7 protein-coding genes are annotated in these 13310 nt (G+C 46.4%); 5 read left to right on the top strand and 2 right to left on the bottom strand.

From position 1 onward, the window contains the following. Positions 1 to 24 precede the first annotated feature (24 nt). Together FSB84_RS15970 and FSB84_RS15975 are read right to left on the bottom strand one after the other, a co-directional pair. Positions 25 to 3507, bottom strand: coding sequence for a two-component regulator propeller domain-containing protein (locus FSB84_RS15970; protein WP_147122203.1), 3483 nt, complete (start codon positions 3505 to 3507; stop codon positions 25 to 27). A 113-nt stretch (positions 3508 to 3620) separates the two neighbouring features. Next, positions 3621 to 4907 carry a flavin monoamine oxidase family protein gene (locus tag FSB84_RS15975; protein ID WP_130538936.1) on the bottom strand — a complete coding sequence of 429 codons (1287 nt, stop codon included), beginning with the start codon at positions 4905 to 4907 and terminating at the stop codon, positions 3621 to 3623. 157 nt (positions 4908 to 5064) lie between these two features. On the opposite strand from FSB84_RS15975, the gene FSB84_RS15980 reads away from it, so the two are divergent. The 5 genes from FSB84_RS15980 to FSB84_RS16000 all read left to right on the top strand — a co-directional run bounded on the left by FSB84_RS15980 (position 5065) and on the right by FSB84_RS16000 (position 13166). Next, positions 5065 to 5661 (top strand): RNA polymerase sigma factor, encoded by a 597-nt coding sequence (locus FSB84_RS15980; RefSeq protein WP_158643940.1) that lies wholly within the window; start codon positions 5065 to 5067, stop codon positions 5659 to 5661. Between the two features lie 67 nt (positions 5662 to 5728). Then, positions 5729 to 6769 carry a FecR family protein gene (locus FSB84_RS15985; protein WP_130538938.1) on the top strand — a complete coding sequence of 347 codons (1041 nt, stop codon included), beginning with the start codon at positions 5729 to 5731 and terminating at the stop codon, positions 6767 to 6769. Positions 6770 to 6888: 119 nt separating this feature from the next. Continuing rightward, positions 6889 to 10482, top strand: coding sequence for a SusC/RagA family TonB-linked outer membrane protein (locus FSB84_RS15990; RefSeq protein ID WP_130538939.1), 3594 nt, complete (start codon positions 6889 to 6891; stop codon positions 10480 to 10482). 16 nt (positions 10483 to 10498) lie between these two features. Beyond that, entirely contained in the window at positions 10499 to 12010 is a 1512-nt protein-coding gene (locus FSB84_RS15995) for a RagB/SusD family nutrient uptake outer membrane protein (RefSeq protein WP_130538940.1), read from the top strand. 19 nt (positions 12011 to 12029) lie between these two features. After that, on the top strand, positions 12030 to 13166 hold the full coding sequence (locus FSB84_RS16000) for a redoxin family protein (RefSeq protein WP_158643941.1): 1137 nt from the start codon (positions 12030 to 12032) through the stop codon (positions 13164 to 13166). The last annotated feature ends 144 nt before the right edge of the window (positions 13167 to 13310 follow it).

The raw sequence follows: 13310 nt of genomic DNA on the forward strand, positions 1-13310 counted from the left end.
CGGGCATGTTGATATCGCTGATGATCAGGTGGGGTGTTCAGATAAAGCTTTCTGCCATCCTTCTTTTCCATTGGCTGCCTCGATGACGGTGAAATGTTCTTTCAGATTGTCCTTAATATAGAAGCGGTAATCTTCATTGTCCTCTACCAGGAGGATGGTTTTCCTGTTGGGGTTATTCCCTTTGTGCGCTAACGGAACGGGGGCCGGAGCAGTCTCCGTAATGTCTTCCGGTAACTGCACGGGAAGGTTTACAATAAATACGCTACCCTTATTCAAGCTGCTTTCGGCATGAATGGTTCCGCCATGCAGTTTTACAAACTCCTTACAGATACTCAGTCCTATACCGCTACCCTGATTGATGATAGAACTGGGGGTTTCATGCTGGAAAAAACGTTCGAATATTTTTTCCAGTTTGCCGGCCGGAATGCCGATGCCGGTATCGCTGACTCTTATTTCAATGAATGCTTTTTCATTACCAGGTATTTTACTGACCTGTAAAGAAACAGCGCCGCCTTCGGGAGTGAATTTAAAAGCATTGGACAACAAATTGAAAAGGATCCTTTCCATTTTATCGGCATCGAAAGCCATGATCTGGTCGGCTTCATCAGCATGATAGGTGAAATCGATAGTCTTCCTCTCGGCGATATCGGAAAAAGAATCGAAAACATCCCTGCATAACCGGAAAATATTGCCTGGCTTTTTATTCAGTTTCAGTTCACTCAATTCAAGTTTGCGGAAATCGAGCAGTTCATTCACCATGTTCAACAGGCGGCGGGCATTGCGGTGGATCAGGCGGAACTGTCTGTTCTCGTTTTCGGGATACTGCTGTTGCAACAATTTTTCAATAGGGGAGATGATCAATGCCAATGGTGTTTTGAATTCATGGCTCACATTGGTAAAGAAATGGATCTTCATCGCATTCAATTCCTGGTTTCGTCTTGCTTCAAGATCTTCCTGTTCTTTTTTGAATTTCATTTTGGTACGGCGAATGATCCTGTATCTTCCATACAATAAAGAACCAATGATCAATAAAGCATAAAGACAATATGCAAGTGCGCTGCGCCAGAAGGGGGGGAGTATCCTGATTTGCAGATCGGCAGAACCGGGCACCCACACACCATTTTCATTGCGGGCTCTTACCGATAAAGTATATGTGCCGGGATTCAATCCGGTGAAACTGATCTTCCGGTTATTGCCATCGGTGGTTATCCAGGTATCATTGAATCCTTTTAGCTGGTACATGTATTTGATCTTCCCTGCATCTACAAACTGGAGTGCTGCAAATTCGATGGCAAATGCGTTCTGGTCGTGCCGCAGCACCAGTTCCCGGGTGGCTGCGATCGTTTCTGATAACACGATCCGGCCGCCATATTGCTTTCCTGTTTCTACACTGTTATTGAAGAGTTGCAGATCGGTGAACACCAATGGCGGGTGGACAGTCTTTGTAACAGGGGTGGGTGGAAAAAAAATATTGTAACCATTGCTGCCACCGAATACCAGCTCGCCTGCTTTTGTAACAAATGCTGCATCATCATTGAAAACACGTCCCTGCAATCCGTCTGTTTCATCATAATTTCTGAACTGGAGAGCCATATTGCTTCCATTGCGGATGATGCTGACATTGGAAATACCGTTGGGTGTACTGATCCAAAGGTTTTGGTGATGATCTTTCAAGATCCTCAGAATGGTATTATGAGGAAGTCCATCTTCTGTTCGATACCTGGTAAATTTGTCCAGCTGCGGGTTGTAAAGGTTTAGCCCATCCCTGGTGCCAACCCAGATCAGGCCGCTGCTATCTTCCAGGATATCCAGCACAGTGGTATTGCTTAGACTGTTGGGATTGTTTTCATCATAGGTAAAGGTCCTGATGAGCTTTGCGTGCTTATCGTATAATTCAATGCCAGCCGATCCACCGGCCCATATATTCCCACTCCTGTCTTCGATGATGGAGTTGGTGCTGACTGTATAGGCGCGTTGCGTACGGTAACTATAGAACTTTTGCTCCTTCCGGTTGAACAGTTGAAGCCCGTTGGTGAGGGTGCCAATCCACAAGCGGCCCTGGCTGTCTTCATAGATCTCCCAGATACTATCATCTGAAAGACTGAAACTGTCATTCTCAATATGCCTGTAGCGAATGAAGTTTTTACCATCGAAGCAATTCAACCCACCAAAATAAGTACCGATCCAGAGTTTGTTTTCTTTGTCGAGATACAGGCTGGAAATGACATTATTGGAAACGCTGTTGTTATTCGCGGGATTGTTCAGGTATTTTTGATATGTATTGGTGGCGCGATTGAAATAGAGAAGCCCTCCACCATTGGTGCCGATCCAGAGATTTCCTTTTTTATCTTCTGCAAAACAATTGACATCATTGAAAGGAAGACTTTTCCCATTTGCTGCATCGTGCTGAAAAAGTAAAAAAGAGGATTTGTTTTCATTGAAGTAATTGATACCTGTTTTGAAAGTTCCCATCCAGATGGTGCCCAGTTCATCTTTGAAAATAGCGTTGATGGCATTTTCGAAATTATTGCTGTTGCCGCCTGTACTGCTGTATAGATAGTTTACAGATCCGTTCTTTTTATTGATGAGGTTGATGCCTCCGTGATCTGTGGCTATCCAGATATTTCCCCTGTGGTCCTGAATGATACCGTTAACGATATCGTTATTGAGCTTCAACTGCACGGAATTGCTGTTCACAGGCACCACGGTATCTGTTGCCGGCTGGTACCACCATGCACCATGTTTTTGATTGGCTACATACAGCCAGACATCATTTTCTTTATCAATGAATATGCGATATTGCTGGCCATTGCCGCGGGCAGACTGCAGCAAGGATTTATTCCTTCGCATCAACTGATTGTCTTTACCGTTTCTTTTTTCGAATACACCTTCTTCATAAGCCACCCAATAATTTCCTTCGCTATCGAATGCAATGGCGGTTACATTATTGGAGTAGAGGGGGGATGTTCCCATCTGATCATTGTAATGATCTGTTTTTCCCGTGGTGGCGTTGTAGCAGTACATTCCGTCATGAGGAAAAACAAACCAGAATCCGCCTTGTTTATCAGGAACGATGGTGGAGAACCATTCATGGGGAATGCCTATTGCCTGCAGGAACTGTTTGGGCCGGGAGACGAATTTTTCAGTTTTCGGATCGAATTTATTCCAGCCTTTGGGAGTATATGCCCAAAGTGATTGTAAAGGACCGTGTACTACCTTGTCAATGAAATTATCGTTGATGGTGGTGCTGTCGCCTTCTTTATGCAGGAAAACTTTGAATGTATAACCGTCAAACCTGTTGAGGCCTGCGGCTGTGCCGAACCAGAGAAAACCCTGCTGGTCTTTGATAATGGCGGTGATTCGATTATTGGATAATCCCTGGTTGAGCCCGATGGTGTTGAACCTGTATTGCACAGGTTGTGCTTTGAGCAGGTTGCTGCCCTGAGCAAAAAGTAAAAGAAACAGGGCGATGCGGATATAAAACCGGTCAGGAGTTGTCCATTTCAATTGTGCAAATATTTAGAAACAATGCAATCAATGCTGGAAATCGGGTTCAGCAGCCTAAAAGTATAATTTTTATCAGGAACGGACAGCAAGATTATGATGCCGGGCATTCAGCATTAAGGCATATTGCTTTTCTCTGCAATTTTTTTTCCACTCGTCAATGCTGCTTCCACGGTGCCGATCAATGGTCCTTTGTAAAAAGCTTCACCTGCAAAGTAGATCGTATCAGCAATGGGCCGTTGCAGGAAATCCATCACGGCTGCCGTTTCTACCGTTGCGTAGGTATAAGACCCAAGTGTATAAGGATCAGAAGTCCAGTCGATGATTTCCGATTCCCTGAGCATGGCATTCAATTCAGTGGCATCCCTGTTGAAAATATTTGCGAGGGAATTGATACTCAGGTTGAGCAATCGCTCCTTACCAGCATTGGCCCATTCTTTTGCAGGAGGCCCACCAAGCCAGCCGGTCAGTACAGCAGATTGTTGCGGGAATTGTGTCCACCAGGTGGGGACCGGTTCTTCAGACAAAATGAATTGCAGGTTGTGGAGCTTTTCTTCCTGCTCTATCCAGAATGGATGATCAAAGCGTAGCAGGATCTTGATGATGGCGCCCATGCCTATCTTTTGTACTGCCTCCATATATTCGGTAATGGCAGGAAAGAATTGAATGGCCCCTTCATATGAGAGAGTCGCCTTCAGCACATTCAACGGTATAGTGATAATGGCTTTTTGTGCCAGGAACTGTTGCTTGCAGGCTGTGATCAATTTTATCGGCTGCATTTCCCAATGCAATTCCCTCACGGGAGTTGATAATAATAATTGTCCTCCATGTTTCAGGTAATCATCCCTGAGGAATTCCATCAGGCTGCGATAACCCTTGTTGATCCTGTATTGCGGACTATCCTCTTCCGCCAGCCATTCTTCGCGCAATGCGAACGTGCTTGCGTCCGCCGGATCGGCTGTATCATAGCCGGTAGCGAAGCGGACGGCCGCTTCACATAATGCTGTATACCGGGGATCGCTGAAGTATAGCTCCAGGAAATCCAGCAAGGGAAGGTCTTCCTGCAATGATCTCAGTTTTTCGGTGAATACTTCCCAGTCTGGAATGATCTCCTGGCTTTGCTGCAGCTCTCCGTTCCTGAATTGCCACCAGGAGCCTTCGGTCTGATGAAATTCCAGGCCAGCTTCCTTCAGTAATGATTTTGTAAGGGGGAGATCACCATGAATGAATTCCGCCCCGTATTCAATATGATCTTTGTCCCCAACGGAGATTGTATGTATTCGTCCTCCGATGCGGTCCCTTGCTTCCAGCAACAGGGTCTTTTTACCGGCTTTTGCCAATTCCCTTGCAGCCATCAGTCCGGCTGCGCCAGCACCCACAATAATGAATTCATATTGTTCCATAGAAAATGAATTTACAAAATTGTATTATTGCAACAGGCTACTATTCTTACTAACTGCATTCAATCTTTCATAATCAAACCTTCCTGTTCCTCGTTATTTGAGGGCCAGGAATTTATTTTGCTAAGCCCAATTGAAGGAAAGGGATTAAAATATGAAGATGAAAAGTGAGCTTGTTGACGAACCATTACTAATCAGGCGCTGTGTAAACGGCGACAGAACTGCCTTTTCCAGCCTTTATTCTCACTACGCCCCTCTATTGTACCGGCTGCTGTATCCACTCACGCGTGAATCCCGGCATGATGCCGAAGAGATCATACAGGATGTATTCCTTTCTATCTGGGAAAAAAGGGAACTATTACCTGCTATCCGGAATTTCAAACCCTTTCTTTTCCGGATGGCCAGGAACAAACTGATTGATCTCAGAAGGAAGTCTGCTGTCAAAAAAAGAGCGGCAGGTAACCTCGAACAGCTCTCCCAAAGCAGTTCTCTTTCACCGGAAGAGGATGTGCTGTATATCGAGTACCATTCATATGCCATGAAAGCAATAGCCGCTTTGCCGCCCAGGCAGCGGCAGATCTTCGATCTGCGGATGTCTGAAGATCTTTCTCTTGACCAGATCGCTGCACAACTTCAGATCACTACGCATGCGGTGAAGAAGAATTTATATACCGCTATCAGAGCGGTAAAAGAGCAGCTCAGGAAGAATCCCGACTGGTTCTTACCCTTGTTGCTTGCCGCTGCCAGTTACTGCTGAAAAAAATCTTATCCCGGAAGGTATACTTTCCGTCTGCTCGAACGAACTATACATTAACAGGCATGATATGACTGATGCAATTATTGAAAAAATAGCCACCGGCAATTATTCGGAGGAGGAGCTGCGTGCTTTCCTGGAAGAATTGAAGGACATGAACGATGACGATTACAAAGCCATTTACAACAAGCTGTACAAGGTGCTGCCGGATTTCCCGGACAGGCAAATGAGTGAAAACTTCAGTATGGAAATGGAGAAGCAGCTAGACAAAAGTGATTCGATGAACGGCGCTGTTGTTATTACAGGTTGGAGAAAATGGAGATACTACGCAGCAGCAGCGGTATTGTTGCTGGTATTGGCAGGTGGTATCTACCTGTACCTGCAACCTGATCAGCACAGGGTCTTTGCCGCCAGGAACGGAGAACGCAAGAGTGTTCGGCTGCCGGATGGTTCACAGGTGATCATCAATAGCGGAAGCACCCTGTCTCTATCTGAAGATTTCGATGTAACTGACCGCGAGGTTACACTGGAAGGTGAAGTGTATTTCGATATCAGAAGCAATGAAAAGAAACCTTTCATCATCCATACCAAAGCATCTGAAGTAAAAGTACTGGGTACGGCATTCAATGTAAGGGCCTATCCTTCGGAAGAAACGGAAGTGGCTTCGCTGGTGAGAGGCGCCATCCAGGTAAGGATAAAAACAGACACCGGTTTGTCTGGAGAATACCTGCTGAAGCCGATGCAGAAGATGATCATCAACAAAACCAGTGAGGTGGAAAAAGATAAAACAGTACAGGTCGCAAAGAAAACGAGAATGATACCGGCAAGGATCGACAGCATCCATGTAAACAAGATCTTCGATGAAGTGGTGGAAACTGCCTGGACAAAGAACAAGCTGGTTTTCGATAATGAAACCCTGCTCGAAGCAGCAGCGAGAATGCAGCAATGGTACGGGATCGAAATAAGAATTGAGAACGACTCCCTGAAAAATCTCCTGTATACGGGAAGCTATGAGGGAGAAACTTTGGAGAAAGTACTGGAGGCCATTCAATACTCGATCCCAATGCTGAAATATAAAATGGAGAACAATGGCTTGTACATACTATACTGAGAAAAAATGAGTGCATAAAAAAGGGGATGCGCTAACATCCCCGATTTTCAGATATCGAAACAGTTTTGCGTTGAGAACATAGCTGTTTCCAATATTAACCAAAAATCAAAACTAAAGGTATGCAAAATTGCAACACCTCAGGTCCGTTTTTTGACCTGGACCAGCATGCATTCCTGCTTATGAGATCAGACCTGCCAAAGGCCGGATTTCACCGCAGTATCAGGAAAAAACTTTTACGAGCGATGAAATGGACAATCTTTATAATGGTAGCCTCTACGCTGCATGTGTCCGCGAATGGATTTTCCCAGAACGTCAAAGTAACTATTGTAGAACGTCAGATCAAACTGGAACGTTTTTTCCGTCTTGCAGAAAAGCAAACTGATTATCGTTTTTCTTACAGCACCAGTCTTGTTCCTATCACACACAAGATAGATGTGATCGCAAAAGATGAACCACTGGTGCGTGTGCTGGAGCGCATCCTGCCTGAACTGGGCATGCGATACAGGCTCCTGAACAAGAATGTTATCGGCATTTCTCCGGTTACACCGGTGGCGCCGGTAATAATGATCGATACAACCATCACCGTCCTGGGGCGTATTCTCGATGCAAAATCAATTCCCGTAGGCTTCGCTTCCGTAATGGTGAAGGGAACGAGAATGGGAGAAACCACCGATGAACAGGGCAGGTTCGTGCTGAAAGGCGTGCCGGCCAATGCCATCATTTCTGTCAGCGCCATAGGATTCACCACGCAGGAACTCTCACTGCATGGTAACAGGAATATCGAGATCAGGCTGGCTGCTGAAAAAGCCGCCGACCTTCAGGAAGTGACTGTAGTGAACACCGGTTACCAGGCTATTTCCAGGGAAAGGGCCACTGGCGCATTTTCTTCCATCAACCCAACCCGCCTCCGTTCCAAATTGAAACCGGATATCATTGCTGCACTTGAAGGGCAGGCGGCAGGTGTGGTGGTCACCAAAGAAGGGGCCATCGAAGTAAGGGGTGTGTCTACCATGAGCGCAGGCATCAGGGATGTGCTGATAGTAGTGGATGGTTTTCCTATCACAGGCGGACTGGAAAGTGTGAACGTAGACAATATCGAAAGCATCACTGTACTGAAAGATGCGGTAGCTGCTTCCATCTATGGAGCGCGCTCTTCCAATGGTGTGATCGTAATCACTACCAAACAGGGAGCTGTTGGCAAAATGAGTGTGGAATACAGGGGCAGCGTGGGCATGGTATTGAGGCCTGAGCTTTCTTACCTCAACAGGACATCTGCTGCGGATTATGTGGATGCCGAGCTTGATCTTTATAACCAGGATCCCAACAGTTTTCTCAACTCCTATAATAACTACCAGGTTTTGTCGAGGGTGAACTACCTGAGTGTTGCCCGCTCACAGAACTGGATCACACAGGAGGCTTATGATGCGGAGATCGAACAGTTGAAAAAGAACGATGGCATCGGCCAGTTGCAGGACAATCTCTTCAGGAAACAGTTCTTACAGCAGCACAATATTTCTCTTTCAGGAGGCAGCGAAAAGAACAGGACCGTTGCTTCACTGAAATACATGGCCAATAACCGGAACGTGGTGCGTACAGATGATTCCAGGGTGATCTTTGATGTGAAGAATATCTGGAAGCCCAACAACAAAATATCCGTGCAGGTATTCGCCAACGTGAATTATTACAACGAAGATAAACCTGTGCGCACCTGGCAGGATATACTGTCGTATACATCCACTTCTGTACTGCAACCGTATGATATGGTGGTGGACCCTGCAACAGGTGATCCGCAGGATGTATTTTATGCCAATCCAAAATCGATTGACCGTTATGGAGCGCTCACCAATATGAAGTCGCTTCATTACAATCCCCTGGAAGACCTGGCGCTTGAAAATACCAGTATCAAAGATTTCCAGATCAGGATGGGAGGCTCCATCAATATTTCACTGGCCCCGGGCCTTAACCTGGAAACAGGCGGATTATGGACAAGAGGCAGCAGGATGGAGCGAACATTGTACAACAAAGAATCATACCGTCTCAGAGCTGCTTACAACGATGCCACTTCCATCTCCAATCCTTCCAAACATTATATACCTGATGGCGATATGATCAATGAGTCTCGCAATATGAACGAAGACTTCACCATCAGGGCGCAGCTGACATACAATAAAAGAATTGGAAAACTGCACAGGATCGCGGTGCTGGGCGGGTCCGAAGTAAGACGTGATATCGTAGACAATAACACAATGCCCACCAGGTTCGGTTACAATGATCTTGCGGGAACTTTTGTGCCCTTCAACTATGCCGACTACAGCACCACCATCTACAACAGTGATATGTACCGCTCTGCCGGAAAGATTACCGCCAACAATGGCTCCTATGCTTTCAGGGATAACCGTTTCGTTTCCTTCTATGCGAATGGTTCCTATGAATACGATAACAGGTTCCTGGTAAGCGGCAGTGTTCGTATCGATCAAACCAATTTCTTCGGCACCGATCCAAAATACCGTTACAAACCCTTATGGTCAGTGGGTGGTACATATAAGATTTCAAGGGAGAAATTCTTTGATGTTGCCTGGATCGACAAACTGTATGTGCGTGGATCCTATGGTGTGAATGGAAATATTTCACTGAACTCAGGGCCCTTCCTGATCATTACTGCCGGAAGCTTTTCCAATCTCACCGGTGGTATTTCGCACAGCATCACTTCACCTCCCAATAATTCACTGCGATGGGAGCGCACCAATACCATCAACCTGGGAACGGATATCAGCTTCGCGAAAGGGAACGTGAACCTGTCCGTTGATTATTATTTCAAGAAGAGTACAGACCTGCTGGCCAGCGATGCCATCGATCCAACCCGTGGTTTTGCATCACTGACCAAGAACGTAGGCCAGATCAATAACAACGGTATCGAAGTGAGCCTGAATACCGATGTACTGAAAACAAGGGATCTCGTTTGGAACCTGCTGGTGAACTACAGCTATAACCGCAACAAGGTGGTGAACTATAATGTGAACTACCAGTATGCAACACAGCTTACTTCCGGTTCTATTCTGAGGCAGGGATACCCGGCCAATGCATTGTTCAGCTATCGTTTTGCAGGGCTTGATAATAATGGAATCGCACAATTCTATAATAATGGAAAAGAGAAAGTGGTTGGCGGAAATGTGCAGGCTGCAGACCTGGTTTACTCGGGTACACTGAGGCCGCCGCATGCGTTCAGTCTTACCAATACCATCAGGTATAAAAGATTCGATCTGAGTTTCATGCTGATCGCCAAGATGGGAAATGTGTTGCGTAAAGATGCGTTCACCGGATCCAACTATATCAACAAGAACGTGGCCAACAGGTGGAGGAAACCTGGCGATGAAGCCCATACCATCTATCCAAAACTCACGGCCTGGAATATGGATATGTTCTATTTCCCATACTCCGATGTGCTGGTGGAAAGCGCCAATTTCCTGAAGATGCGGGATATCACCCTGAGTTATGATATGAACAATGGCTTCTTTAACAAAGCAGGTTTCTCTGATGTGAGATTACAACTTCAGGTAAGGCATCTGTTCATGATCACTGCCAACTCCAACAGAAGGGATCCTGAAACTTCTGAGATCAATACAACAGGCGGAACGGGCGCTTTCACTGAGCAGGGATTCACTTCGCTGCCACTGCGTCCTGAATTCTATATAGGCATCACACTGGGTCTCTGATCAAAAGCATAATACAATGAGAACAAAATATTGCACAATAATTTTATTACTGACGGCCATTGGCTTTTCATCCTGCAATAAATACCTCGATGTGAAGCCGAAGGGAAGACTGATCCCTTCAGATGTTGCCGACTTCGACAAACTGCTGGATAATACCAATATCGTTCAATGGGTATTCCTCGATAATAATACAGGCAGCACCCTGGGCTATTTTACTGATAATCTCGCATTGTCTGAAGGTATCGGAGAGGTCAGTTATAAAGCCAATAACCATCCGAATATCGACCGGTATTACAGTTATCTTTTCAGGGCGCCATTCAAGAATCCCAACACTTCCGATTATTTCTGGGACTGGGGCACCTATCGCAGTATGGCCTATTTCAATAACGTGATAGATGGAGTTGCAGGGCTGGGCGATTATTCGAAGGATGAATATGCACGCCAGGTAGTAGCGCAGGCAACGGTGAACAGGGCCTGGTCTTATTTTATCACAACAATGGTGTATGGACCTGTATACAAACCGGGTGGTGATAATTCGAGAAAAACGATCCCTTACCTCACCAGTTCGGATATGGGTGCGCCTATGCCGATGCTGTCCACGCAGGAAGAAGTATACTCGAAAGTGCTCAATGACATACACAATGTACTGACGGATGCGCCAACTGTTACCAGCTGGCCTTCACGTCCCAACAAGAATGCTGCATGGGCATTGCTGGCCTACTATCACCTGTTCACGCGAAAGTTCGACAGTGTGGTGCACTACAGCAACCTGGCCTGGAATGCAGCTTCCGGCGGCAATGCGGCCAAACTGATCTATGATTACAATACATTCTTCTGGGCAGATCCTGCCAATCCGGTGACCAGCGAACTGAAAGGCCCTGATAACCTGCTCGCACAACCGAATAACCGGGAGATCCTGCTGTTCAGAAGTACAGATAATGGCGCAGGCCGTTCTTCCAACTCTTATCCTTCCGCTGAGTTCAAAGCCCTGTTCGATCAGGCTACCGACCTGCGGTACAAATACTTTTTCCTCACGGCGCCGGGTTACAAAACAACCTACAATGGCGTAATCTATGATGATGGCAACCAGGTGCAGTATTATCGGGGTTCCAAAACACAGGTGACTGCCGGCTTCACCTGGCCTGAGGTATTACTGATGCGCGCAGAAGGTTATGCAAGAACGAATGAACTGGATAAAGCCATTCAGGACCTGAACACGCTCAGAAAGTTCAGGTACGTGACCGGTACACCTGACCTCACTGCCGGTACACAGGATGAAGTGATCAAACTCGTATTGGAAGAAAGGAGAAGGGAGCTGCCACTCGCACACTTCAAACGCTTCCTGGACCTGAAACGTTTAACGCTCGATGCAGGAAAGCCCTGGTCCAAAACAAATATCACGCATACGGTAGGATCACAATCTTATGAGGGAGCGATCGATTCGGATGATTTCATTCTCCCGATCTCCAACCTCATCTTACAATACAATCCGCAATGGGGTGTTCCTTTGGATACCCGTGCTTTCTAAAAAAAATAAAAGAGTACTGATGAAAAGAATAATCTTGTTTTCTTGCGCACTGGGCTTTGTATTTATGCTCGGTGCCACTATAGCCCGCGCACAAGGTGCGGCAGCCGCATCTACGCGGCCACCCGTCACTTTGAAAGTGGGCGATCAGGCGCCACCACTGGCTGTGGAAAAATGGATAAAAGGACAGCCGGTGAATTCTTTTCAAGCCGGCCATGTGTATATCGTTGAGTTCTGGGCAACCTGGTGCGGGCCCTGTCGCGCTGCTATGCCGCATCTTTCTGAACTGGCCGGCAAGCTCAAGGGAAAAGCAACGGTGATCGGTTTTGATGTACAGGAACTGATAGCCGGTAAGAACAAGAACGGCGATTATATCACCAAAGTGGAGAATTTCGTGAAGAACCTGGGAGATGGTATGGACTATACAGTTGCTGCCGATGTACGTGAAGGCACTACCTGGAATACCTGGATGAAAGCGGCAGGCCTAGGCGGCATTCCCGCTTCTTTCGTGATCGATCAGGAAGGGAAGATCGTTTGGATCGGACATCCAATGTCCGGACTGGATGAAGTGGTGGACCTGGTGCTCCAGCGCAAATTCGATGATGCGGCCAGGGAGGAAATTACTGCAAAGCGAAAGAAGAATTTTGAAAAAGTGAAAGAGCTCCGCGCCAAACTGGACGAAGCTAAAAAATCCGGCAATACTGCCGAAATTCTCGCTGCTACCGAAGCGGTGAATGAAGTTCAGCCTTTCATGCAGGATGCATTGCTGGTAGCCAAATACGAACACCTTCGCGCCACCGATCCGAAAAAAGCCAAACAGTTTGCGCTGGATGCGGCAAAGAAACATGCCAACAATCCGCTCTTATTACAATCTCTTTCAAAAGCCATTTCCGATACCAGATATCCGCAGGGACAGCAGCCGGATTATGCGTTGGCAGTTCAGATCATGGAGCAGGCAGTAGCCAGATGTGCGCCGGATGATCCTTATGCCTACAGCAACCTGGCCGAAGCATATTTTAAAAGTGGAAAAATGAAAGAGGCTGTAAAAACACAGGAGAGGGTAGTGGCCATTCTCGCTGATACATCGCTGGTAGAACAAAAGCAGGAAGTGAAAGACAGGGCAGCAGAAACCCTGGAAAAATATAAGAAAGCAGTTTGATAACAGATAGACCTAAACAGGAAAGGGCGGCTCATTTTTTTGAGCCGCCCTTTGTAATGAAATACTGATAAATTTCGTATGTACAATTTCATTAGGTTTGCAGTTTACCCAGTTACCCTGACAACCTGGGATTTGTTTCTTAGC

Origin of the sequence: Pseudobacter ginsenosidimutans (genome assembly GCF_007970185.1) — a bacterium.
Lineage (GTDB): Bacteria > Bacteroidota > Bacteroidia > Chitinophagales > Chitinophagaceae > Pseudobacter > Pseudobacter ginsenosidimutans.

Excerpts from the sequence above, each read along its gene's own strand:
- FSB84_RS15975 (WP_130538936.1), bottom strand. The coding sequence starts at position 4,907 with ATGGAACAATATGAATTCATTATTGTGGGTGCTGGCGCAGCCGGACTG.
- FSB84_RS15980 (WP_158643940.1), top strand. The coding sequence starts at position 5,065 with ATGAAAAGTGAGCTTGTTGACGAACCATTACTAATCAGGCGCTGTGTA.
- FSB84_RS15985 (WP_130538938.1), top strand. The coding sequence starts at position 5,729 with ATGACTGATGCAATTATTGAAAAAATAGCCACCGGCAATTATTCGGAG.
- FSB84_RS15990 (WP_130538939.1), top strand. The coding sequence starts at position 6,889 with ATGCAAAATTGCAACACCTCAGGTCCGTTTTTTGACCTGGACCAGCAT.
- FSB84_RS15995 (WP_130538940.1), top strand. The coding sequence starts at position 10,499 with ATGAGAACAAAATATTGCACAATAATTTTATTACTGACGGCCATTGGC.
- FSB84_RS16000 (WP_158643941.1), top strand. The coding sequence starts at position 12,030 with ATGAAAAGAATAATCTTGTTTTCTTGCGCACTGGGCTTTGTATTTATG.